17 protein-coding genes are annotated in these 23,662 nt (G+C 46.1%); 5 read left to right on the top strand and 12 right to left on the bottom strand.

Annotated elements, in window-relative coordinates; all coding sequences use genetic code 11:
• Window positions 1-21 precede the first annotated feature (21 nt).
• The 6 genes from ACZ5ZC_RS04915 to ACZ5ZC_RS04890 form a co-directional block, all read right to left on the bottom strand.
• Complete coding sequence (locus ACZ5ZC_RS04915; protein WP_268853525.1) at window positions 22-2,067, bottom strand: EAL domain-containing protein; 2,046 nt, start codon at window positions 2,065-2,067, stop codon at window positions 22-24.
• A 402-nt stretch (window positions 2,068-2,469) separates the two neighbouring features.
• A complete protein-coding gene (locus ACZ5ZC_RS04910; protein ID WP_025768531.1) occupies window positions 2,470-2,820 on the bottom strand; it encodes an ethanolamine utilization protein EutQ in 351 nt (116 codons plus the stop codon).
• Window positions 2,817-4,133: an NAD(P)/FAD-dependent oxidoreductase gene (locus tag ACZ5ZC_RS04905; RefSeq protein WP_074189840.1), complete on the bottom strand. Its 1,317-nt coding sequence runs from the start codon at window positions 4,131-4,133 to the stop codon at window positions 2,817-2,819. Before ACZ5ZC_RS04905 ends, ACZ5ZC_RS04910 begins: the two co-directional genes overlap by 4 nt.
• A 12-nt stretch (window positions 4,134-4,145) precedes the next feature.
• The gene (locus ACZ5ZC_RS04900) at window positions 4,146-5,579 is read right to left on the bottom strand and encodes an FAD-dependent oxidoreductase (RefSeq protein ID WP_464931443.1); all 1,434 of its coding nucleotides are present in this window, start codon (window positions 5,577-5,579) and stop codon (window positions 4,146-4,148) included.
• Window positions 5,580-5,721: 142 nt separating this feature from the next.
• Window positions 5,722-7,158 (bottom strand): aldehyde dehydrogenase family protein, encoded by a 1,437-nt coding sequence (locus ACZ5ZC_RS04895; protein ID WP_054867496.1) that lies wholly within the window; start codon window positions 7,156-7,158, stop codon window positions 5,722-5,724.
• A gap of 1 nt (window position 7,159) precedes the next feature.
• A complete protein-coding gene (locus tag ACZ5ZC_RS04890) occupies window positions 7,160-8,347 on the bottom strand; it encodes an aromatic ring-hydroxylating oxygenase subunit alpha (RefSeq protein WP_005392447.1) in 1,188 nt (395 codons plus the stop codon).
• 319 nt (window positions 8,348-8,666) lie between these two features.
• On the opposite strand from ACZ5ZC_RS04890, the gene ACZ5ZC_RS04885 reads away from it, so the two are divergent.
• Window positions 8,667-10,403: a BCCT family transporter gene (locus tag ACZ5ZC_RS04885; RefSeq protein ID WP_464931442.1), complete on the top strand. Its 1,737-nt coding sequence runs from the start codon at window positions 8,667-8,669 to the stop codon at window positions 10,401-10,403.
• A gap of 95 nt (window positions 10,404-10,498) precedes the next feature.
• Here ACZ5ZC_RS04885 and ACZ5ZC_RS04880 read toward each other — a convergent pair whose 3' ends face one another.
• The 6 genes from ACZ5ZC_RS04880 to ACZ5ZC_RS04855 all read right to left on the bottom strand — a co-directional run bounded on the left by ACZ5ZC_RS04880 (window position 10,499) and on the right by ACZ5ZC_RS04855 (window position 17,664).
• Window positions 10,499-11,425 carry a LysR substrate-binding domain-containing protein gene (locus tag ACZ5ZC_RS04880; RefSeq protein ID WP_005392445.1) on the bottom strand — a complete coding sequence of 309 codons (927 nt, stop codon included), beginning with the start codon at window positions 11,423-11,425 and terminating at the stop codon, window positions 10,499-10,501.
• A 248-nt stretch (window positions 11,426-11,673) separates the two neighbouring features.
• Window positions 11,674-13,038 carry a TrkH family potassium uptake protein gene (locus tag ACZ5ZC_RS04875; protein ID WP_145535637.1) on the bottom strand — a complete coding sequence of 455 codons (1,365 nt, stop codon included), beginning with the start codon at window positions 13,036-13,038 and terminating at the stop codon, window positions 11,674-11,676.
• A gap of 1 nt (window position 13,039) precedes the next feature.
• On the bottom strand, window positions 13,040-13,693 hold the full coding sequence (locus ACZ5ZC_RS04870; RefSeq protein WP_464931441.1) for a potassium channel family protein: 654 nt from the start codon (window positions 13,691-13,693) through the stop codon (window positions 13,040-13,042).
• Window positions 13,694-13,844: 151 nt separating this feature from the next.
• Window positions 13,845-14,543 carry a response regulator transcription factor gene (locus ACZ5ZC_RS04865; RefSeq protein WP_053394728.1) on the bottom strand — a complete coding sequence of 233 codons (699 nt, stop codon included), beginning with the start codon at window positions 14,541-14,543 and terminating at the stop codon, window positions 13,845-13,847.
• On the bottom strand, window positions 14,540-15,574 hold the full coding sequence (locus ACZ5ZC_RS04860) for a sensor histidine kinase (RefSeq protein ID WP_193447391.1): 1,035 nt from the start codon (window positions 15,572-15,574) through the stop codon (window positions 14,540-14,542). Before ACZ5ZC_RS04860 ends, ACZ5ZC_RS04865 begins: the two co-directional genes overlap by 4 nt.
• Window positions 15,575-15,810: 236 nt before the next feature.
• Window positions 15,811-17,664, bottom strand: a complete 1,854-nt coding sequence (locus ACZ5ZC_RS04855; RefSeq protein ID WP_464931440.1) for an ABC transporter ATP-binding protein — start codon at window positions 17,662-17,664, stop codon at window positions 15,811-15,813.
• Window positions 17,665-17,809: 145 nt separating this feature from the next.
• On the opposite strand from ACZ5ZC_RS04855, the gene ACZ5ZC_RS04850 reads away from it, so the two are divergent.
• Genes ACZ5ZC_RS04850 through fhuB form a run of 4 tightly spaced genes read left to right on the top strand, consistent with a single transcriptional unit; the run spans window position 17,810 to window position 23,637 of the window.
• Window positions 17,810-19,915, top strand: coding sequence for a TonB-dependent siderophore receptor (locus ACZ5ZC_RS04850; RefSeq protein ID WP_464931439.1), 2,106 nt, complete (start codon window positions 17,810-17,812; stop codon window positions 19,913-19,915).
• A 52-nt stretch (window positions 19,916-19,967) separates the two neighbouring features.
• Entirely contained in the window at window positions 19,968-20,753 is a 786-nt protein-coding gene (locus ACZ5ZC_RS04845) for an ABC transporter ATP-binding protein (protein ID WP_054867493.1), read from the top strand.
• The gene (locus ACZ5ZC_RS04840; protein ID WP_464931438.1) at window positions 20,744-21,673 is read left to right on the top strand and encodes an iron-siderophore ABC transporter substrate-binding protein; all 930 of its coding nucleotides are present in this window, start codon (window positions 20,744-20,746) and stop codon (window positions 21,671-21,673) included. Before ACZ5ZC_RS04845 ends, ACZ5ZC_RS04840 begins: the two co-directional genes overlap by 10 nt.
• Window positions 21,670-23,637, top strand: a complete 1,968-nt coding sequence (fhuB, locus tag ACZ5ZC_RS04835) for a Fe(3+)-hydroxamate ABC transporter permease FhuB (protein WP_167427708.1) — start codon at window positions 21,670-21,672, stop codon at window positions 23,635-23,637. Before ACZ5ZC_RS04840 ends, fhuB begins: the two co-directional genes overlap by 4 nt.
• Window positions 23,638-23,662: the final 25 nt, after the last annotated feature.

Raw genomic sequence — 23,662 nt, 5'->3', positions numbered from 1 at the left:
TCCCTTTTTATTGCACGTTAGTTAAGCACGTCGAAGGATAATCTCATCCAAAGGTACAGGCCTTGCTAAGTAAAACCCTTGAACTTTATCAACCCCACTTGACCGCACAAAGTCATAGTCAGACTGCGTTTCCACCCCTTCCGCTACGACCTCGCAATTTGCAATATGTCCTAACTTAGCAACCAATCGATACAGTTGACGTCCACGATGATCGTTAGCGTCCAATAGCAGCGATCTGTCTAGCTTAATCTTGTTAAATGGATACTTGAACAAATGAGGAAACGATGCGTAGCCCGTACCAAAATCATCCATTGTGATACGAACTCCCATACTCTGTAGAGCTTTCATGGTGCTAGTTAAAGAAACTTCATTGTCTAATACGGCTTCTTCAGTAATTTCAATTTCAAGCCATTCAGCCGGGATTCCAAAATAGACCAACCTGCCTTGTAAATGCTGAACAAAATCCACTTGTTGAATGGTAGCAACAGAAACATTAATGGCCACTCTTCGCTGCTCAGATAATCCCATTTCCTTCATATCCGACAACACCTTTTCGAGTACTAGTTTATCGAGCAGTGGCATGGCATCTAACCGATGAAAATCTTCAATAAACGTTGGTGAAAGTAAGTTTCCATCTTCATCTTTATATCGAATAAGCGCTTCGTAAGAATACTGTTCCGCATCCTTTGTTGAGTGCTGCTTTTGATAAAACATCACCAACTCGCCTTCACGAAGAATGGAAGTTAAACGTTTCTGCGCGGATGACTTGCTGATACTCGATGTGTTCGCATCTTTCACACTACTGAGTAGTGATTTAAATAGGGATTGTTCTAAACCATTGTAAGTATTACTTACACCAAGCTGCCCCACATATTTGCCTGCATAGGCTAGATAAAAAGGTCGATAAATTAGTACACCAATCGCAATCACCACCAGTTGAAGTATCGCCCCCTGGACCTGATGCCCCATTGCAACATAACCACTCAACAGAGGCGGTGTCATCCAGTTCACAATATTTTCAACAGGCGCAATTAAGCCGGAAGCAATCGCGCAGTAGGTGATGATAAAACTTACCAGCGGTACTAATACAAATGGGACGACCAGAATAGGGTTAAAGATGATAGGCAAGCCAAATAGCAGCACTTCATTGATGTTGAACATCACCAATGGTGCTGCCGCTAATGCCAGTAAAATATGATTGCGCTCTTTAGCGAACAATAACAGACACAGGAGTAAACTGATGCTATTCCCTGACCCGCCCATGGATAAAAATGCGTCGTAAAAACCTTGGCTAATGACGTTAAGCGACGCTTCGCCTGTTTGCCAAGCAGCCATGTTGGCTTCGGTCGCAGCGTATATTTGCTGCTTGATGGCAAACAACATGTTATGACCATTAATGCCCGCCGCTCCTAATAAGCTCAAGATGGATTGATAAAATAATCCTCCTGTGAACGTCAGCGGATCAAAGTTAAGTCCAGCCACTGTTGTAGTAAAAGCATCCATCACCGCTGCGGTGACATGAGATAAGCTAACCGCAAATAAAACGAATACGAAAAAATGTAAGACATCTTTAAAAAGACGAGAAGAGAAGTCCATTGCTTGAGGATCAAGCAGCTCAATTCGGAAACTTTTACAATAAACGTATGACACCGTTGCACTAAAGAGTGCTAATAACGGGTTATTCGGCAACATGTAATTACTAGAAAGGCTGTCATTCTCTATTGAAATTAAATAGAACATGACCAACGAATAAATGATGATAATCGCGCTCGACACGTTCACTTTATGCGATAAATAGTAACCAGCCACAATGCAAAACGCTGTGGGATACAAGTTGATTAAAATATCAGAAAGATGGAACAATAACTGAGAAACCTCTGACACCCCTAGGATTCTAGAAGCGTGACCCAAAAAGATGGCAAGTGCGTTAGATAGCGTCAGCGGTAACAGCAATAAGGCAATAGAAGCGAGATCAGTAAGATAAGATTTAGATCCAAGTCGCCATTTATCTGTAAATACCGTTAGACGATGAAAGGGATCAAATACGCGTTCACGACGAGTGTGCATGGTGAGTTCTTATATTAAGTAATAATCATCGGCTGCGAAATAGGCAGCCGTAAATGCAACGGCCAGACTCAGTAACGTATTATTTGGTGGATAATTTTTAGTGTTTCTATTGGCTAAAACAATAGTTTGAATTGCCAGTCACAGCGCAAAGATGTCGCAAGTGCAATTTAACGATTATATACCCCTTGATCCAATGAGATTATTATCCTTAACGATAAAAGCCATACCAAGCATCTCGATATGGCTATCGTTAAAACTGATGTATATACCCTAATGACTTCAAGAAGGAGGCTTCGGTGACACGCCCTTAACGAGCGAGTTGATTTGGCTCACATACACTGTGAACGATTTTTGATTTAGCACGAGTAGAACTTCAAGTCGTTGTCTCGTCTGTAAAACAAATCATTCAATCCCGTGTAGCTCTTTCCAGTTTCCTGGATGAACCACGTAGCCGAATAGAGCATGCCCACCATAAACCAGCTCGGTTCCTTCCGGGATCCATAGCATCTGACCTGGGTGCACAAAATGTGTCTCACCATTTGCGGTCAGCTCGAAACAGCCTTCAATCACAAAAATAACCTCATCATAAAGCACCGTCCAAGCCACTTGAGCGCCTTCCCATTTAGCAAAGCCTACGCCAATGTTTGGTGAAATTTCAGGGCTTAACGCTCGGGCTACGTACGCCATTCCCGGCGTATCACCACGAACATTAAAATCTAGGTTTTTACTATCGACGAGTTTGACTTGCTTCATAACTCACTCCTGCTTTGCCATTTTGCTAATTGGATACGCGTTTTTACTCCCATACCTAAAAAAGGCTCTGGCGGATTCAAACAAGGCATCCCTGTCACTTGCTGTATGTCATCCAATGATTTAGATGTCGCACCTACGACATAGTCAGCTAACAGCGTTCCAGAAATGGTTCCCCACGCGGCACCAACACCATTGTCACAAGCGCTGGCATAAACACCTTCATCTAATTGACCAAAAAAGTTAGTAAAGTTACGAGAGATGGCATATACCCCACCCCATGTGTGAGTAAATGGTACGTCGGCCAGCTCGGGGTAACGCGCCAAAAAGACTTGACGATGATCGTCTCGGATTTGCTCTCTGACTTTATCGTTCATGCTTGAGCCATATTTCGGCACGTGTTTGTAAGTATTTCGGATCAAAATACGTCGATCGGCGGTCATACGTAACGTCGTTCCCGCATGATCTGCTGGAGTTAAACCCCAATTCAGCTCACCTCCGTATCGTTGCATTTCTGCGTCGGTCAATGGACGCGTCCAGCTTGCAAACGTCATCACTGGCAGTAATCTGTTTTTAAGGTAACCAAACTCACGAGTAAAAATGCTGGTGCCAAGTAACAGTTCAGTGGTTTCAACAGAACCACTATCTCCATGTAATACCCAGTAACCGTTTTCTTTACTGAGTTTGCGGATTGGCGAGTTTTCTAACACCTCGACATTCTCTGGAAGGCTTTCCCCTAGCCCACGCACCAGAGCAGCAGGTTGCATTAAATAACCACCTGGCGTGTAAATTGCGCGGCTGTAGTAATTTGTCCCTAAGACTTTCGCCAGCTCACTGCCATTAACATGGAAGTATGGTTCGCCAAGGTCTTTCATTAGGTGCTCAAAGTGATCGAGATACGCTTCACCGCGCGCCCCTACGGCTCCTTGATATTTGCCCTTTGCTGACCATTGACAAGAAATACTGTGCTTCGACACTAAAGTGTCTAGCTGAGCAATCGCAGAACGGTTGAGCGATAATAACTTTTGTTTGTGCTCAGGATCGGGATGCTCAAGTGAAAACTTATGAGGCAAATCGATCACAAAGCCCGAATTTCTCCCTGACGCCCCTTGGCCGATACGTTGCGCATCAATCAGTATAATTCGTGCGTTAGGCTGAAGCTCAGCTAAACGCCTTGCCATAGCTAGTCCAGCGAAACCGGCGCCTAGCACGGCATAGTCAGCAGTTTGTTTACCTTTTAACGCTGGTTTTTCTGCAATACTTGGCAACGCATGGTACCAACCACATGTTGCATCATCATTGGGTAAATGAATCATCTTCTTTCTCCGTTACGCTGCTGACAGTTTCAATGACAATTGATCTAGCCAAGGACCTCGTAATGACTGTACTTTTCTTCCTAGCAACGCAAAGCCAAGCATCGTTCCCTCAGGAGAATAAAACGCAGCGGTCAATTCATCTGCCTGACTCTCGATGTACCATTGTCCCAGTTCGTTCGGGGCAACCGGGAAAATAGTGAGTGGAAGAATCGGCGTTTTTACAATCACAGGAGTTGGCGTTAACGAGATTGACGCGACATCGCCTAGCAAGCTTTTCGCTACGGAAGGAATCATTTGATTAATCGGCGCAATATACGGCTGCCAACCTTGCTCCGTTTCAACACAGTCGCCTAGCGAGTAAATATTCTCATCACTCGTCTGGCCGAATTGATTCACTTTAATGCCGCGGCCCACTTCGAGGCCTGCTTGCTCAGCCAGCGATACATTGGGCTTGAGCCCAACCGCGCTTAGCACTAGGTCTGCTTCAATCTGCTTGCCACTGTTTAGATGCAAAACCGCGCTTGATTCGGACCTTGGCTCGATTCTGGCGATACTGTCTTGTAGAGCCCATTGCACGCCTCGATCTGCAAGTGCGCTTTGTAATGATTCACCCAACTGTTGCGGGATCAAACGCTCCATTGGCCATTGACCTAACCCGATAACTGTCACTTCATAGCCGCCTTCGATCAGGTCATTCGCGAACTCACAGCCAATTAAGCCATCGCCGAGGATTGCGATGCGCTTTTTGTCTTGCAGCTGAGCTCTGAAACGGCGGTAATCAACTAAGTCGTTCACACTCATAACACAAGAGCGATCACCCTCAATTGGGATTTCAATCGGTGATGCACCTGTTGCCAGTACCAAGCGACTGTAGGCGTATTTACCGATGGAGGTATGTAGCGTTGAATTGGCACGATCGATATGTTCAACGCGGGTATGCGGGTAAACGCGGATATTGAGACGGCTTTCCCACTCCAACGCGCTTTCACTTTGTAGCGCGTCGCCGTCTTTGTTCATGACCAGTGCATTAGACAATGCAGGCTTGCTGTACAGTGCGCCATCATCAGCGGTAAAGACAGTGATCGGAACCGTTTCAGATTGCGCTCTAAGCGCGACTGCCAGTTGGTAGCCACTGTGACCACTGCCGATAATAACGATAGGGTCATTTGAGAATACAGGTTGAGTAACTTCAGATGGAAGTGGTTGAGCCGTACTTGGCTGAACAGCCGAGCCTACTGATACCGAAGACACCGCAGCAACCTCTGCTACTGGCGCATCATCGGTGATTTCGATCATTTCAAAATCGGCCTTGCCCACTAAACAATCTGGGCATAACCAGTCATCTGGCACATCTTCCCATGCGGTTCCCGGTGCAATGCCGTCGGATGGCCAACCTTGTGCTTCATCATAGATTAAGCCGCAAATAATACAGAGCCACTTTTTCATCACTTTTACTCCAACTACCTTGTTCTGAATTCCCGTGTTTACAAACCCCTGTCAGATTTGTAGCGATTTCATCAACCTCGCCCGAGCTTGTGGTCTGAAATCCAAGTCGGTACGAGGTGATGAAAATCGAGTTACACGGTAGCTATACGTCGCCGTCTTGTTGCAAACGAATGGCAATATTGCGTGTCTGGACGTAGCTATATATCGCTTCTTGTCCTTTTTCTCGCCCAAACCCGGACAAGCCCACGCCACCGAATGGTGTTTCGATACCACCAGCAAACCATTCATTGATGAACACTTGTCCACCACGCAGTTGCTGTGCCACACGCAATGTTTGGTTTAGGCTTTCACCAAAGACACCAGCAACCAGGCCAAAATCAGTGCCATTCGCGATATCGATCGCTTCGTGTTCAGTTTCAAACGGTGTAATCACCAGTACAGGGCCAAACACTTCTTCTTGAGCAATACGCATATCTGGTGAGGCTTCAATCACCGTTGGTGCCACAAAGTAACCCGATAAATCAGGTGCGTAGCCACCCGTTAGGATATTCGCGCCGTCGGCTTTTGCTTGTTCTATCATTTCAAGCACGCGTGCTTGTTGATCAGCAGATACCAACGGTGTGATGTCCGGCTGGCTTTCGCCTTGACCAATAGTTAGGCTTTTTGCCATTTCCACTACCGCCGCTTTTACTTCTTCATAACGCTCTTTTTGAATCAGCAAACGAGACATTGCCGAGCACACTTGACCAGCGTTAAAGAAAATACCGACCTGAACGCTTTTCAAAAGTGTTTCAAGGTTCGCATCTTTCAGTGCGATAGCAGCCGATTTACCACCCAGCTCCATCACCGATGGAGTAGCGCGTTGCGCTGAATCTTGCAGGATGCGTTGGCCAGTTGGAACGGAACCCGTAAAGACAATTTGATCGACCTCTTGGTGCTGCACCAAATGACTGCCAACGACTGAGCCTTTGCCACATAGCAAGTTAATCGTGCCTTTTGGGAAGCCCGCTTTTTCAATCGCTTTAATCAACAACGTCATGGCAAGTGGAGAAATCTCTGGCGATTTGATCACCACTGCGTTACCTGCGGCTAATGCAGGTGCCAATGAGCGTGCACAAATAGAGACAGGGAAATTCCACGGCACAATCTGCACTGACACGCCAAACGGCACATATTGAGTGAAGTCGACATAGTCTTTACCCAACGGAATTGACGTGCCTTCCAGCTTGTCGGCCATGCCAGCGTAGTATTCGAAGTAACGTGCCGACTCTAAAAACTCATCTTTGGCATCTTGCAAAGATTTCCCATTTTCACGACAGGCAACTAACCCACCTTCATCAACCATTTCACGAATAGCTGCGGCGGCTTTTAACATCCACTCGGTTCTGACGGCGGGACGAACGTCCGAAAGAAGGCCTTGATTGACCACTCGGCGTGCCGCTGCCATTGCGCGATCGGCATCGGTGATAGTGGCTTCTGCAATCGTCGCATACGTTTCGGCTGTGCCAGGATTCATGACGGTCAGCGCTTGCTCTGAATCGCACCACTCACCATCAATATAATTAAGGTAATGCATCATCTTACTGCTCCAGTGCCGCTTTCACTTGCTTTGCCAACCAGGTTTGGAAGAAATGCGTCGGAACATCCATTTCTGGTGAGAACACGCCACCACTAAAGCCAGGTGAGTAACGACCTTCCTGCATACCTTCGACCGCTCCAATATCTTCGCCGAACACGACTCGCCACGACTCAACGGTAGCGGTACGACACGCAGCAAACTCATCTTTCGTTGCTTCATCACCCACATAGAAAACACGTAGGTGCTCAACACTCTTATTCGCAGTGATTGGTTCAATCATCATTGCAAAGGCATGATCGGCTTGAATACCAAGCAACACGTTTGGAAAGAGTGCAACGTATTCTGCATGACGCAGTTTATCTTCTGGCCAGCTTGGAAATTTAGGTAAGTGTGTTCCTGCTGTATCTGAAAGGTTGTACGCGAGACTACCTTGACCAGCAAAGCGCTCTGCAAACATGATGTTGTAGTGATCCTCTAGGCGAGAATAACTGTTCAAACTCGGATGCACCCAAGGTAAGTGGTAAGCCTCGCAGTAGTTTTCTACGGCAAGCTTCCAGTTACTTTTCACTTCGATCTCTAAGTTGCCACCCATGTTCACGCGGCGAAGAAGCCCTAACCCATCTTCACCTAAGAATTGCTGCCAACGTTGCTCTAGCGGCGCGATATGATCTTCAAAGCTTTCAGCATTGCCCGATAAGTTGACAAATACCATGTCCATCCAAACGGCTGAACGAAGTGGCTTAAGGCCGTGTTTTTCACACTTAAATCGATCATCTTTGTGTTTTGCGATACCACCGATGTGTGGTGTGCCTTTTAGATTGCCGTCAAGATCGTACGTCCATGAATGGTAAGGACAGCGAATCATGCCTTGAACTTCGCCCGCTTCATGCACCAGCTTCATACCTCGGTGGCTACATACGTTGTGGAAGACTTGGACTTCACCTTGACGATTTCTCATCATGAGTAGTGGAAGGTTCATGAAATCAAGTGGCATCACATAACCATTTTTAAGCAGGTCTGATGCAAAACCAATGCATACCCAAGTGTTACCAAACACCTGATCACGCTCAAAAGTAAAATACTCTTCGCTGGTGTAGGCCTGATTCGGCATTCCTGTTGCTTCGCTGATTGGGTTCAGTACATTATCAACAAGTTCAACAGGAATAATGGTTTGGTTGACATTGCTCATATTCTTATCTCCGAGAGTCGAGTTGCATCCAGTGCGTACAACATCGTGTTGTGTTAATGGAGATGATTTTGATTAACAACTCAGCAACAAACAAACGACTTTTTTGCCGGGTTTGGATGAGTTTTTGTCATTCGTGCATTGATCTCAAACAACAAAATAACCTTTTAATTAACAAGGTTCTTCTTGTCATGATTAATACTCATTAACCGATGAGTATTAATCAGTTGAAACACAAAAGCCCTCTCTCTACTCTCTTTCAAAAATTAACAATAACGCAACAAACGATAACGCTAAAACAAAAGCACTGTGAGGGATGCCTATGAGAGCAACATCTGGGATATTGAAAGGACTCAATCCGACTGTGACAATCGCATCAAAGATCGTCGTTATCGGTTTTGTACTTTTCTGCGCCATTCTCGCCAACCAAGCGGGCCAATACTTCGAAACGATTTCCGGCATTTTGCTGCAGAATATGAAGTGGTTTTACATCGGACTTGTTTCACTCGTTGTCGGTTTTCTTCTTTACCTTATGGTTAGTCGATATGGACATATTCGTTTGAGTAAAGATGACGAAAAACCAGAGTTTAGTTATTTGTCTTGGGTATCCATGCTTTTTTCCGGAGGCATGGGGATAGGCTTAATTTTCTGGTCGGTCGCCGAACCGATGTGGCATTACGCTGACAACCCATTTACTCAAGGCCTGACCAATGAAGCCGCAACAACATCAATGAAACTGACATTCTTTCACTGGGGTCTACATCCTTGGTCTGTCTTTATTATTGTTGCACTCGCATTAGCCTACTTTTCCTACCGTAAAGATCTGCCTTTTACCCTACGCTCTATCTTGTACCCTTTGATTGGCGATCGTATTTATGGGCCTATCGGGCACACGGTTGATATCCTAACAGTCGCGGTGACTGCTTTCGGTATCTCTCAAACCTTGGGGATGGGAGTTATCCAAATAAACTCTGGTTTGAATCAAGCCTTTGGTCTAGACATTAGTTTGGGGATTCAACTCTTTATTATCGTTTCCCTTTGTACTTGTGCGGTTGCATCGGTGCTATCTGGTGTAGGGAAAGGTATTCGCCGTTTATCAGAATGGAACATGCTGCTCTCACTCGCACTCGTGCTGGTCGTACTTTACATTGGCCCTACTCGCTATATCTTAAATACGCTACTCGAAAGTACGGGGCTTTATGCACAAAACATTGTCGGTATGAGCTTATGGAGCGATGCACAGAATGACTCTGGCTGGCAAAACTGGTGGACGGCTTATTACTGGCCTTGGTGGATGACTTGGGCACCTTTCGTTGGCATGTTTGTAGCTCGTATCTCTAAAGGGCGCACAATACGTGAGCTTATCGGTGGTGCTCTCATAGTTCCTACGCTGATCACGTTTTTATGGATTTCAGTATTTGGTGGCGCAGCGTTAAAGGTAGAGCAAGACGCTCGTGTTGCTCATCAAGAGCAAGTCACTGCGGCACAAGAAGCCAAACAAACACCACCTGCGGATTTTTCTGGCGGCCCGATTCTTGAAGCGACTAAAGCCGATACGACACGCGCTTTGTTTACGCTATTCGACAATCTAGATACAGGTATGTTTGGTAAACTACTTAGCGTACTTGCGTGTTTATTACTCGGTACTTATTTCATTACCTCTGCTGACTCAGGTACCTTAGTTCTATGTACCCTCGATGCCGCTGGACACAGTGAACCTCCTACGTCTATACGCGTATTGTGGGGAATCATGATCGCTGCCATTGCGGGAGTGCTTCTATATGCAGGAGGGTTAAAAGCAATGCAAACGGCTTCCATTATTGCCGGTTTCCCTATCGCCATTTTTATCGCGGTAATGAGCTTAACGCTGTTCCATAGTATTCGACGCGAACCTAAGCCATGGGCAATGCTTCCTGAGCATGTTCACCCAGAGCAAGAGAAACTTGATGGTCCTGTTGAACCGCTTGTTGAAAGCAAAACGGTAGCTTCTGAACCTATTACTTCAGCATCCTCGCTGAAAGATGATTCGACACTCAATCAAGGACCAGCACTCACTTAGTGCGTCATTTCATCCAATCAATTCAAACAAAGCGGGAACTGATATTCCCGCTTTTTTAACATGACCAAACTCTGTTATTTTCTCTGCTTATTGATTTAGGCTAGGCCTCGGTCACCCACTTCATCTGGCAACTGATGCAAAAGCCATTCTCTAAAACGTTTGACGCTTGCTGGGATTAAACCTCTATTTTTAGGTTCAAGCATAGAAAAATTAGAGGGAGTTGAAAGAACGTGTTCGACTGGCCTAACCAAAGCACCGCTTTGTAAATAGTCGTCCACTAATGAGCCCCAAGCTAACGCGATGCCCTGACCATTAATTGCCGCTTGTAACAGCATTGGATAGTTGTTGATGTTCATGCGATTACGAGGCGAAATATTTGGCAACCCTACACTCGCAAACCACTGCTCCCAATTCACCCAGTCTCTTTGAGACTCTTCCAGATAGAGTAACGTTTTATTGAAGATTTCTTCTGGCTCACTAGGCTGGCCGATTTTCTCTAAATAAAGCGGGCTACACACAGGGAATACTTCTTCTGAAAATAGCGTTGTCACATCCATTTCCGCAGGTGGAGTGCGACAATAAAACAATGCGATATCGCAATCTAATCGGCGTAAGTCCAACACATTATCTGAGGCCAAAATCCTTATATCGATGTCATCATGTTCATTTTGAAATTGAGCGACCTTAGGCAACAACCACAAAGCGGCCATTGCGTTTGTCGTCGCAACCGTGATCTTTTGTTCGCCCTGCCACTTCTTCACTTCACCCGTGATTTGAGCAATATCGAGCAAAGATTGGCTGACGGCTTGATAATATTGAAGACCTGTAGGCGTTAAGTTAATGCTTCGATTGGCTCGCGTGAACATAGCCTTGCCTAAGTATTCTTCTAATTGTCTAATTTGGCGACTGATAGCACCTTGGGTCACGTTTAGCTCATCAGCGGCTAACGTAAAACTCAAGTGCCGCGCCGACGCTTCAAACGCAACGAGGCTATTTAAAGGTGGGAGGGGTTTGATTTTCATGTATCTTCCAGTAAGGCAGTATTGTAATTATTTTTATTCCCGGCAATCTTATGTTGCACGTGGATAATGCCATTCTGGACAACACCTCAAAAACGACAATTTATAAATGATAAAAAATAGAGATGAATCATAAATTGTTGTGAGAGAGGCAACCGTATACAGTTTCGTGGCTACAAAGAGCACAAAAAAGAGGAGCAGTTACTCCTCTTATGCCTAGCCTTTTGGTCATTTTCTCCGAGTTAGCCCATTTACCCTATTGCCAGTTTAGTGCTCGCGTAACGCGCTTTTTTCTTTCTTGGGCTGGCTAAGAAGTACGCTAAAGTAAGAGGCCCTAATCGTCCCATAAACATCATGAAGATGATCACTAACTCACCCGGTTCGGACAAACTGCCCGTTAAGCCTCGCGACAAACCAACCGTACCCAGTGCCGAGACCGCTTCGAACATAATGTCTAACATAGACGCTTTCTCTGTCAGTAACAGCGTGAATATGGCAAACCAAGTCACACCCACCGAGATCAGAGTCAGCGCCAATGCCTTTCTGATGGTCTCTTTGGGAATCTCGCGTTGAAACGCATAGGTTGCTTCATCGCGACGCAAATAGCTGTAAGTTGCCAAGACTAACACCATAAATGTCACAACTTTAATGCCACTTGCCGTGCTCAATGATCCACCGCCAATAAACATCAACACCAGAATGATCGCCGTTGTGGCATCTTCCAACTGATCGATAGCTAAAGTATTGAACCCCGCCGTTCTTGGCGTCACCGCTTGAAACCACGATGCCCACCATTTCCCTGCTTCGCTCAAAGGAGCAAGCGTGTTGGGGTTATCATATTCAATCAGGTAAATGGCGATAAGTGCCACCACGTTAATGATCACCGTGCCTAAGATCATCATTCGACTGTAAACGGTAAGTCGGTGCCAACGGCGATTGCGTTTTAAGTCAATCCAAACCGAGAAGCCTAAACCACCAATAATGAACAAACTGGTAATGGTGAAGTTAACGACCGGGTCGTCCACGTAAGGCATTAAGCTATCGGCACTCAACGCAAAACCTGCATTGTTAAACGCACTGATGGTGTAGAAGAAACCATGGAACAAACTGGTTTTCCAGCCCAGCTCTTCACTCCAATAAACGCTCAAAATGGTAAAACCAATAAGTTCAACGAGCAGAGCGAACATCAATACAGATTTAGCAGTGGCAATGAGTGTCGATGAGTCAGTTTGGTTGAACGCCTCTCTCGCGACGGCTCGCTCCAAAAAGCCAATTTTTCCGCCCAGAGCCAGCAAAGTCACGATGGCAAACGTCATCAAACCTAGGCCACCACATTGAATCAGGAAAGCAATAACCACTTGCCCAAAAGGCGTAAACGCCGTGCCCGTGTCTACCACAACTAATCCCGTCACCGTAATGGCCGATGTCGCAGTAAACAAGCTTTGAATCCAAGTGATGGGCTCTGTGGTGGCAATCGGCAGTTTGAGTAAAACTGTGCCGAGTATGATCAAGCACGCAAAACTGAGGCTAAGTATCAATGGAGGTGCGCCCAACAATTTTTTACCCGCTTTGGGTTTTCGCTCGATTGGGATAATAGAGGGATGCCACAAAACCATGTTACACCAACCTTGGAGCGACGTATTTCAGCTCAGCGCGACTACCGCAAAGCAACAGCGTGTCGAACTCATTAAGCACAAACTCATCATTGATATTGGTGTAGACGGCTTCTTCGCGCTTCACCAAGATAGGCTGAATGTTGTAACTGCCTCGGCTGATCAACTTAGAAAGCGGCGTATCGTGCAGATTGGATTTAACGTGGATTTCCACCACATACAAGCCATGCCCCATTTCTAAATAGTTGTTCACCATCGGATAGTTGAGTGCCTGCGCGACTCTTACGCCCATCTCCTCTTCCGGATGAATAATGCGTTGTACACCAAGCTTAGACACGATGGTGTGGTGCGCTTTGGTGCTAGCTTTGACCCAAATGGATTTCACACCCAGATTTTTAAGCGCCAGCGTACACAACAAACTGGCTTCCATGTCTTCGCCAATCGCCACCAACACCACATCACTGTTCGCTAGCGCTAATTCTCTGAGTGCACCTTCGTCTGTCGCGTCACATATGACCGCTTGCGTTAACTCTTCGACGTATTTTTCGACAATTTTCGGGTCGCTATCCACCCCCGTTACCGTGTGTCCAAGATGAATAAGTTCTAAGCTGGCGGCAACGCCAAATCGCCCTAAACCAATTACTGTAAAGTGAGCCATATCAATCCCTAACTGTGTTTTATGTATAGAAAATGCTAATGCGTTAAGGGCTAGACTGATTTTCCGTCACGGAAAATAGGCAACACGAATCCTGTTCGAGTGCCGATAACCAGCACTAAACCTTGGCATTAACGTTGATTAAATTTGGAATTTAGTGGTGCTTGGACGTCTCAAGCACTAAACGATAACCCAGCCCCGGCTCGGTTTTTAATAGCCGCTGTTCGTCAGCACTATCGTTCAGTTTTTTGCGTAGTTGACTCACTAACACGCGTAAGTAGTGAGTATCTTCGACATGACTTTTTCCCCAAATCACCGCTAGCAAATGAGTTTGCTCAATGAGTTTTCCCGGCTTGAGAATCAACTGTTCAATGAATGAAAACTCTTTCTTGGTGAGTGGAATTTCCCTCTGATCCAACCAAAATTGGTGAGTACTTTTGATGATTTTGACTCGGCCAGCCACCAGCTCATCAGCGATGGATTGCTCATCAACCAAATCTCGAACCAGCACTTTGATGCGCGCGATGAGCTCTTTTACGCCAAAAGGCTTGCTCAAGTAATCATTCGCGCCCGCTTCTAAAAGGCGGATTTTTTCCTCTTCTTGATCGCGAGCTGTCAGCACTAGCACTGGCGTTTTATACGTCTGACGAAGTGTATTGAGAAACTCCGTCCCATCGCCGTCGGGCAAGCCTAAATCAAGCAGAATAACGTGCGGTGAATGCGCTTCGAAACACGCTTTGGCTTCTGCAATGGTACTCGCGCCAATGTAATCAAACCCTTCAGCAGACAGCGAAATTCGAATAAAGGTATGAATGCGAGGCTCATCGTCCACGACTAAAACTTTGTAACTCACGCCTGCTCTGCTCCTTGATTGAGTGGAAGTCGAATGCGGATCAGCGTCCCTTCTGATACTGGCATAGATTGAATCTCTCCTTGGTGTGCGGTGATGATGCCTTTGGCAACCGCGAGTCCCATTCCGGTGCCTGAATCGGCCGATTTGTTGTTCGCGCCGGAATAGAAAAGGCTGAATATTTTTTCCGCATCTTCAGCTTTGATGCCAATCCCCATGTCCCGAACATCAATCACGCACGACGAACCCTGCTTAGAAAGAGAAACCTCAACAGATTCATTCTCTGGCGAAAATCGCATGGCATTATCCAACACATTGAAGATCGCTTGTTCGATAAGCGAACGACTTACTGATAAATAACCAACGGAATCATCCATATTCATGGATACTTTCTCGGTGTAATTCGGCAAACGAGAAACCGCATCCCGCACAATATCCGCAATCAGCTCATCTTTTTTAGTAATTTTTAATGTGCCATGCTGGAGCTTAGTCGCCTGTAAGAGGTTCTCGATATATTGATGCAAGCGGTGGCTTTCTGAAGTCGCACTGTCGAGCAATTCTTTGCGCTCTAAGTCTTTGAGCTTGGGCATGTACTCGTTGAGTGTGGTCAGTGTTCCAATAATGGTTGCTAGCGGCGTGCGTAGGTCATGGGACACCGATAGCAGGATGCTATTTTGCAGCTTGGTTTGTTTTAACTCGCCCTGCTGGCGACGATAAAGATCCGCAAAGGTGCTGGTGATAAATGCCACCACCATAAACACGACTAGATTAAAAATGTCTTCCGGACGAAACATCTGCAAAGAGTAACGAGGCGTCGTGAAAAAGAAGTTGAAGCTCAACGCTTCGATCACCGCCGCCGCATAAGCGAATCGCGAGTTGCATTGAAACGCCACCACCACAACTGCTAACTGCAAAATCAGCAGGACCGCAGCTGTAGAGCCAAACAATTGGTCCAACAGCCATGAGGCCACAACCGCGCCAACAATCACGATGGCAGAAAAGAGAAATGTGTTATCTCGCCAATGAGCAAACATAAAGTACATCAACCAAAATTCGATGCAGAAACTTTAGCAAAAGCCCATTCGGAGTTCGCGTAAAAAAAGCGTAAAAAATGCAAGAACGACAGTGAGTTATAGACATAACCATCATTAAGTTGGCCTAACTTAATGAATAATCACAAGTAAACGTCACCCATTGACGCCTACTAACTCGGTATAAACGGCAGACATAAAAAAGAGGAGCATTTGCTCCTCTTTCGTGTAGCGTCATATTAGATGACTTGCCGTTGAGCATCACCTTGCTCAGACAAAAAGCCGCCGGTTTGATGCTTCCACAACTGAGCGTAAACGCCACCCAGTTGCAGCAGCTCGTAATGCGAGCCTTGCTCAATGATTTTGCCGTCATCCATTACAATCAAACGATCCATCGCGGCAATCGTTGATAAACGGTGAGCAATCGCAATCACTGTTTTTCCTTCCATCAGAACTTCAAGGTTTTCTTGAATTGCCGATTCTACTTCTGAATCAAGTGCAGACGTTGCTTCATCCATGATCAAAATTGGCGCGTTTTTCAGCAGCACGCGAGCAATCGCCACACGTTGACGTTGACCACCAGACAGCTTCACGCCGCGCTCCCCCACTTCAACGTCATAGCCAACGTTACCTTGCTCGTCTCGTAGAGATTGAATGAAATCATGAGCATGTGCTTTCTCAGCAGCTGCGATAACGGCATCCATTGAAGCATCTGGATCACCGTAAAGAATGTTCTCTTTAATTGAACGATGCAGCAAAGAGGTGTCTTGCGTGATCATACCGATATGTTGGCGCAGCGACTCTTGTTCGACTTGAGAAATGTCCTGTCCATCAATACAAATCTTACCGCTATTTACGTCGTAAAAGCGCAGCAACAAGTTGACCAACGTGGATTTACCTGCCCCAGAGCGACCGACAATGCCGACTTTTTCGCCCGGTTTGATAGTCAGATTCAAGTTCTCAAATACTGCCTTCTCATCACTGTAGTTAAAACCTACGTGATCAAAGCAGATCTCACCTTGAGAGATTTGCAAAGGCTTAGCATTTGGTACGTCTTTCACTTCAACATCGTTTGAAATCGTATTAATACCGTCTACTACTGTACCGATGTTTTCAAACAGTGCGCTAACTTCCCACATGATCCACTTCGACATACCTTGTACGCGCAACGCAATACTGATGGCAATCGCAATAGCACCAATTGTTACAGCGTGATCTAGCCATAGATAAACCGAAATGGCACTAATAGACATCAGCAGCAAATAGTTGATGGCATCCACACTAAACAGTAAACAAGTCACCATGCGCATTTGGCGGTAAACCGTCACCAAAAACTGCTTCATGCTGCTTTCTGCGTATTCCAACTCTCGCTGTGAATGAGCGAATAGTTTTACGGTAGAAATGTTGGTGTAAGAATCGACAATGCGCCCAGTCATTACAGAGCGAGCATCCGCTTGCTCTGTCGCTACTTGTTTCATTTTAGGGATAAAGTAGAACTGGATAACCGCGTACATTCCTATCCAAATCACAATAGGCAACATCAGCAAACCATCGGCCTCGCCCATCATCCAAAGCATCGAAAGAAAATAAACGCTGATATAAACCAGTACATCCACCAACTTCATGACCGTTTCTCGTACCGCTAACGCACTTTGCATCACTTTGGTCGCAACTCGGCCTGCAAAGTCACGTTGGAAAAATCCAACCGCTTGTTTTAGCAAGTAACGGTGAATCAACCAACGGATAGACATCGGGTAGTTACCCAATAACGTTTGGTGCATCACCATTGAGTGGACAAAACCGAGAACTGGCATCACAACCGCCACTAAGAACAGCATCATTAGCATGCGATCACCCTGATCTTGCCAGAATGTTGCGCGATCTTGATTAGAGAGAATATCGACGAGCTCGCCCATATAACGCAACAGCGTCACCTCAGTAATGGCAATAAGCGCACTGAACACAGCCATAACAAGTAAAGGGGCTTCAAAGCCACGAGTGTAAAAGCGACAGAAGCCAAAAAGTGTCTTCGGTGGCTTTTCGGTTTCCATCTGGGGAAAGGGTTGGGTCAGTTTTTCAAACCAATTGAACATAACAACGACTTTAAGTACCGCGAATGAATTTGCGAACGTTTTACTATCTTTTGATACAAAAGTCAGTAAAATACCGAAACAAAAGTTCAAATGATAATAATTACAATTAAGCTTAGCATTAATCATAATTGTCGGGAATATATTTATGACAAAGAATAACTTACTGACCATCGCGATCCGTAACGCGTTGGTCTGTGCTTTGGCACCAACAGCAGCAGTGGTTGCATTCACAGCACAAGCTCAAGAAGACGTTGTACAAGATGACATTATTGCAATGGAGACCATTACGGTCACCGCGCAAGCACTTAAAGTAGAAACCCCTGCGGCAGAAACACCACGCAGCGTTTCTATTATCTCTGAAGACGAGCTTCGCGTTCGTGCACCGCAAAAGTTGGACGAAGCATTACGCTACACATCTGGCGTAACCGCTCAGCCTTATGGCGCAGACAACGACACTGATTGGTTCAAAGTTCGTGGATTTGATGCAGCGACTTACCTAAACGGCAACCGCCTATTCCGCGATGGTTACTACACATGGTTGGTCGAACCTTACGGCCTAGAAAGTGTGGAAGTGGTTAAAGGCCCATCAGCTATTCTGTTTGGTGAATCGGCACCAGGCGGTATCGTGAATGCTGTACAGAAAAAACCAACGTTTACGCCTCAAGGCGAAGTAAAAGTCGAAGTAGGCAACAACCAACACCAGTCTGTAGGTTTTGACATTGCTGATGAAGCAAACGACGCTGGCACAATCCGCTACCGTTTGGTTGGCCTGATGACAAGCCAAGATGGCGAACTGGACGGCACTAACAACGAGCGTTTTTATCTAGCGCCAAGTGTCGAGTTCGACATTTCTGACCGTACAATGCTGACCGTTTTGGCTACTTACCTTCGTGATGACGGTGTGCCAACCAACCCATTCTTCCCAGCAGCAGGAACTTTGATTGGTTCTAACTTTGGCAAAATCGATCCTTCGACTAACCTTGGTCAGCCAAACTACGATAAATACGAACGCACGCAGTTCTCTCTAGGTTACTTGCTAGAGCACGACATCAATGACACGTGGTCATTCTCTCAAAACCTCAACTACGGCTCCAATGAGTTGTACTTGCGCAGCTCTTACGCATTCTCAAACAACGATCCTGCAAAAGAAGAATTAGCGCAAGGCATCGTATTCCGTGACGGCAAAAACCAGAGCATCACATTCGACAATAACGCTGTCGGCAACTGGATGACAGACAACGCAGAGCACACGGTGCTTGTCGGTATGGATCTGCAATTCCACAAAACCGATGGCGACGAGCAAGACAACTACGCATTTGGCACCATCAACCCGTGGAACCCAGTTTACGGCAACTTCACCCCGCTTGATCCTGCCAACAACGTGAAACGTGAGATTGAGAAATCTCAAGCAAGTCTCTATTCGCAATACCAATTGAAACTGCATGAACAGTGGATTGGTAACGTGGGTGCTCGTTACGACTGGGTGAAAACAGAAAACTCTGGCAAAGGCGCAGGCGTTGATCAAAACGAATCTCGTGATGATGGTCAGTTGTCTCTCAGCGCGGGTGTAATGTTCCTTGCAAACAATGGCTTGTCACCTTACGCAAACTACTCTCAGTCGTTTGAAGTGATCAGCACCATTGATGCTGCAACCAATGAGCTTTACAAACCGCTGGAAGGCGAGCAAGTAGAAGTGGGTGTGAAGTATGAGCCAAGCTTTATGGATGGCTTTATCAACCTTGCATGGTTCGACATTACGCAAAAGAACGCGTTGGTGACCAACCCATCAACATGGATCGCGACACAAACGGGTGAAGTGACTTCTCAAGGTATTGAGCTTGAAAGCACGGCGCAGCTAACCGACGATCTAAAACTGATGGCAATCTACACCTACACTAAAGCGAAAACAGATGAGAGTTTTGGCCAAGGTAAAAAACAAGCCGCACTTATTCCTGAACACCAAGCTTCAGCATGGGTAGACTACAGCGCCTACAGCCTGATTCCAGGCCTCAATATCGGTACTGGTGTGCGCTACGTAGGTGAGTCAAAAGATAACCCTAAGAGCTCGAACCTAACTGTTCCTTCAGTCACTCTTTGGGATGCGTCAGTCACTTACGACATCACTTCACAGTGGCAAGCACAGCTAAACGTTAACAACATTCTGGATAAAGAGTTTGTTTCAGGTTGCGATTACTGGTGTTACTACGGCCAGTCTCGCTCTGTTATGCTAAACGCAAACTACCGCTGGTAATTGAACTTTCTACTCCCCTCTCTTGAGGGGAGTTTTCTCCTAAGAGTCATCCATGTTTCAACTGTCTAATATTGAGATCGTTCGAGGTGGACGTCAGATCCTCGTCATCGACCAACTTAACATCCCAACGAATGAACTAACTGTCGTTTTGGGCCATAACGGTTCAGGCAAATCGACACTGGTGAACCTGCTTTCTGGTCAAATGTCACCAGATAAAGGCACGGTAACACTAAACGACACTTCCCTTTCGTCACTCAAAACCAAAGAGCTGGCAAAGCAGATCGCCTATTTGCCACAAAAGCTGCCCTCCTCGGCTGGTTTAACGGTAGAAGAGCTAGTGCGCTTGGGCCGCTTTCCGTGGCGTGGCGCACTTGGTCGTTGGAAACCTGAAGACAAACAGATCATCACGCAGGCTATGGAACGAACAGGAGTTACACCTTTTGCTCAAGCTTTGGCGGATGACTTATCGGGCGGCGAGCGCCAACGCGCTTGGGTGTCTATGCTGTTGGCTCAACAATCACCAATTTTGATCCTAGATGAACCGACCTCCGCGCTCGATGTTCACCATCAATTTCAACTGATGGCGCTACTTGCAGAGCTAAATAGAACCGAGAACGTAGGCATTATCGTGATCCTGCACGATTTGAACTTAGCACTGCGCTATGCAACCCACATTGTTGCGCTCAAGAAAGGTCAAATTGCGTTCGAAGGCAACGCCGACATGTTGCTAGATGAGGAGCGCCTTTCTGAGTTGTATGAGTCACCGATTAAGCTCATTGATCATCCAACTCCAGCCAACACATTGGCGAGCCAAAAGGTGGCTGTTGTATGCGCATAATAGCTCGTTTACTTACTGTGGTTACACAATCTGCTTTTCTGTTGGCATTTTTTATGACTAATGCAAATGCAGTCATCACCGTTACCGATGAATATGGTGAGCATAGTTTTGAGCAAGCGCCACAACGCGTTGTTGCCTTAAACTGGGACATCTTAGAACAAGTTTTGGCGCTAAACGTAGAACCAATCGCAGCCCCAAATTTACCAGGCTACCGCCAATGGGTCGTCAATCCAACTGCACCAGAGTCAATTGAAGATATTGGAACCCGAGCAGAGCCCAACTTAGAAAAAATCGCCAGCTTGAAGCCAGATGTCATCCTTGCTGCGTCTCCACAGCAAGACTTGATTCCGTTACTCAAACAAATTGCTCCGGTTATATATTTACCTAATTTTTCTGAAAATGAGGCTGCGGCCGAGACTGCTATTCGTCACTTTCGTACGCTCGGCAAGCTATTCAATAAAGAGGCACTTACTGAACAGAAACTGGCAGAATTAGATGCTTCATTTGCGCAGATGCGCCAGCGAATTCGCCACTATTACTCTGAGCCACTCAGTGTTCTGGTGATGCGTTTTTCAACGCCGAATACGGTGTTTCTTGCAACCGAAAATTCCACCACAGACTACGTGGCCAGAAAGCTGGGATTACACGCTCCAATTAAAGAGGCTCCACGCGCGTGGGGCGTAAAGCAAGATCGGATTAATCGACTTCAAAACCTTCAAAACAGCTACGTTCTCTACGTACAACCTTTCCCAGAAGAACGCAAACTGAAAGATTCGCCACTTTGGCAAGCGATGCCGTTTGTAAAGAAGCAGCGGGTAAATTCAGTCAGAGCAGTGTGGGCGTATGGCGGTGCTATGTCTTTGCAATACACCGCTGAAGCGATTACCGACAGTCTAATAGAGTTGGCACCAAAGCAATGAGAACGAAACATTATATTGGTTATCTGGCGCTGATTACGTTACTTAGCGTCTTTAGTCTACAAATTGACACTAATTTATCACTCTTCGAACAGTGGCAATTATTAACAAAACCAGAGGTAGCGAGCGAATTTCGTGACGTATTTTTTACGCAAGCTCAGCTTCCTAGGTTAAGTATTACCCTGCTTGTTGGTGCCATGCTTGGTCTCACCGGCAGCTTAATGCAGCAATTAACGCAGAACAACCTCACCTCGCCGTTGACTCTTGGCACCTCTTCTGGCGCTTGGCTTGCATTAGTTTTGGTAAATATTTGGTTTGTTGATTGGGTAGCCGACTACTCTGCATTAGCCGCAATGGTAGGCGCCTTAGTGGCGTTTGGCCTGATCGTATCTATTGCCGGTGTGCGTAATATGACGGGTTTACCGCTAGTCGTTTCAGGGATGGTGATTAATATCCTGCTCGGCTCTATTGCCACAGCCATCATTATTTTAAATGCTCAGTTTGCACAGAATATTTTTATGTGGGGAGCGGGCGACCTTTCACAATACAGCTGGGATTGGTTTGAGTGGTTATTGCCTCGCTGCGCTATCGCAATCGTAATTTTGATCGTCGCACCACGCATTCTGACCTTAATGAAACTAGGACAAGAAGGCGCAGCAGCGCGTGGGTTAGCAGTATTACCTGCTTTTGGCACGTTAATGGTGATGGGTATTTGGCTGGTATCTGCCTCAATCACCGCAGTTGGCATTATCAGCTTCATCGGATTACTGACACCCAATATTGCCAGAGCGATGGGGGCAAGAACACCGCGCGACGAATTGATCAGCAGCATGCTTTTGGGCGCAATGCTGTTAATCATCACCGACTCTGCCGCTATCTCACTAAGCTTATGGTTAGAGGAAACCATTCCTAGCGGCGTAGCGGCTGCAGCTATTGGCGCCCCCGCTTTAATTTGGTTTACTCGTAAAAAGCTGACGGCAACCGATCAACTTAACCTTTCAATGAGCCAAGGAAAAACGGCGCTTTCTAAACGCGCGGTATGCAGCATTGCGCTATTCAGTCTGGTTGGGATTCTAGCTTACTCATTCGTTACCCATGGTATAAACGGGATCCAATGGTCCGTGCCAGGGGAGTTCCAATGGCAATTACGCTGGCCGCGAATGCTAACCGCACTTTCTGTCGGTATTGCGCTATCCGTTGCCGGAATCATTTTGCAACGCATTGTTTACAACCCTCTGGCCAGCCCAGATATTCTCGGTGTGTCTTCCGGAGCCACGTTTGCCATTATTACGACAGGAGTCATCGCTGGGTCACTTCTCTCCGCATTTAACTGGGGTATCGCTTTTTTCGGAAGTATGTCCGTATTGATGTTATTGCTGATTATCGGTAAACGAAGCCATTTTAATCCATCTAACTTCGTGTTGTCCGGCATAGCACTAACGGCACTATTAGAAGCCCTTGTTCAATTTTCGCTAGCTCAAGGTTCTGGTGACAGTTACAAAATTTTATTGTGGCTAACTGGTTCAATTTATCGAGTCACAGCCGACACGGCACTGATGCTATGTTTGGCAATAATGGTTCTGCTTACCGCTGTATTCGCGATTTCTCGCTGGCTAACATTAATTTCCATCGGACGACAATTCTCAAATGCACGAGGACTTAACCCCACCGTAGCCAATACGCTAATGCTCACCATCGTTGCTTTATTATGCGCCTTTTCTACCGCTACAGTTGGTCCGATATCTTTTGTTGGCTTGGTCGCTCCCCATATGGCGATGATGTTAGGAGCAAGAAAAGTGAAAGAGCAACTAAGTGTCGGAGCCTTAATTGGTGCAACCCTAATGTTGTGGGCAGATTGGCTGGGACAAATCGCTATTTATCCAAGTCAGGTCGCAGCTGGCACATTGGTCGCTATTTTAGGCAGTACTTACTTTCTGTTTTTAATGCTGAAAAGTAAATTCAGCTAAGTATTCAGGGAATATAGTTAGAGCT

The organism is Vibrio sp. JCM 18905, assembly GCF_055393305.1.
The sequence above is the reverse complement of the archived record's forward strand: the minus strand, read 5'-3'. Positions and strand labels throughout refer to the sequence as shown.

Coding starts and splice junctions, on each gene's coding strand:
- ACZ5ZC_RS04890 (WP_005392447.1), bottom strand. CDS start 8,347: ATGAGCAATGTCAACCAAACCATTATTCCTGTTGAACTTGTTGATAAT.
- fhuB (WP_167427708.1), top strand. CDS start 21,670: ATGAGAACGAAACATTATATTGGTTATCTGGCGCTGATTACGTTACTT.
- ACZ5ZC_RS04915 (WP_268853525.1), bottom strand. CDS start 2,067: ATGCACACTCGTCGTGAACGCGTATTTGATCCCTTTCATCGTCTAACG.
- ACZ5ZC_RS04860 (WP_193447391.1), bottom strand. CDS start 15,574: ATGTTTGCTCATTGGCGAGATAACACATTTCTCTTTTCTGCCATCGTG.
- ACZ5ZC_RS04850 (WP_464931439.1), top strand. CDS start 17,810: ATGACAAAGAATAACTTACTGACCATCGCGATCCGTAACGCGTTGGTC.
- ACZ5ZC_RS04875 (WP_145535637.1), bottom strand. CDS start 13,038: ATGGTTTTGTGGCATCCCTCTATTATCCCAATCGAGCGAAAACCCAAA.
- ACZ5ZC_RS04885 (WP_464931442.1), top strand. CDS start 8,667: ATGAGAGCAACATCTGGGATATTGAAAGGACTCAATCCGACTGTGACA.
- ACZ5ZC_RS04845 (WP_054867493.1), top strand. CDS start 19,968: ATGTTTCAACTGTCTAATATTGAGATCGTTCGAGGTGGACGTCAGATC.
- ACZ5ZC_RS04910 (WP_025768531.1), bottom strand. CDS start 2,820: ATGAAGCAAGTCAAACTCGTCGATAGTAAAAACCTAGATTTTAATGTT.
- ACZ5ZC_RS04905 (WP_074189840.1), bottom strand. CDS start 4,133: ATGATTCATTTACCCAATGATGATGCAACATGTGGTTGGTACCATGCG.
- ACZ5ZC_RS04840 (WP_464931438.1), top strand. CDS start 20,744: ATGCGCATAATAGCTCGTTTACTTACTGTGGTTACACAATCTGCTTTT.
- ACZ5ZC_RS04900 (WP_464931443.1), bottom strand. CDS start 5,579: ATGAAAAAGTGGCTCTGTATTATTTGCGGCTTAATCTATGATGAAGCA.
- ACZ5ZC_RS04855 (WP_464931440.1), bottom strand. CDS start 17,664: ATGTTCAATTGGTTTGAAAAACTGACCCAACCCTTTCCCCAGATGGAA.
- ACZ5ZC_RS04895 (WP_054867496.1), bottom strand. CDS start 7,158: ATGATGCATTACCTTAATTATATTGATGGTGAGTGGTGCGATTCAGAG.
- ACZ5ZC_RS04870 (WP_464931441.1), bottom strand. CDS start 13,693: ATGGCTCACTTTACAGTAATTGGTTTAGGGCGATTTGGCGTTGCCGCC.
- ACZ5ZC_RS04880 (WP_005392445.1), bottom strand. CDS start 11,425: ATGAAAATCAAACCCCTCCCACCTTTAAATAGCCTCGTTGCGTTTGAA.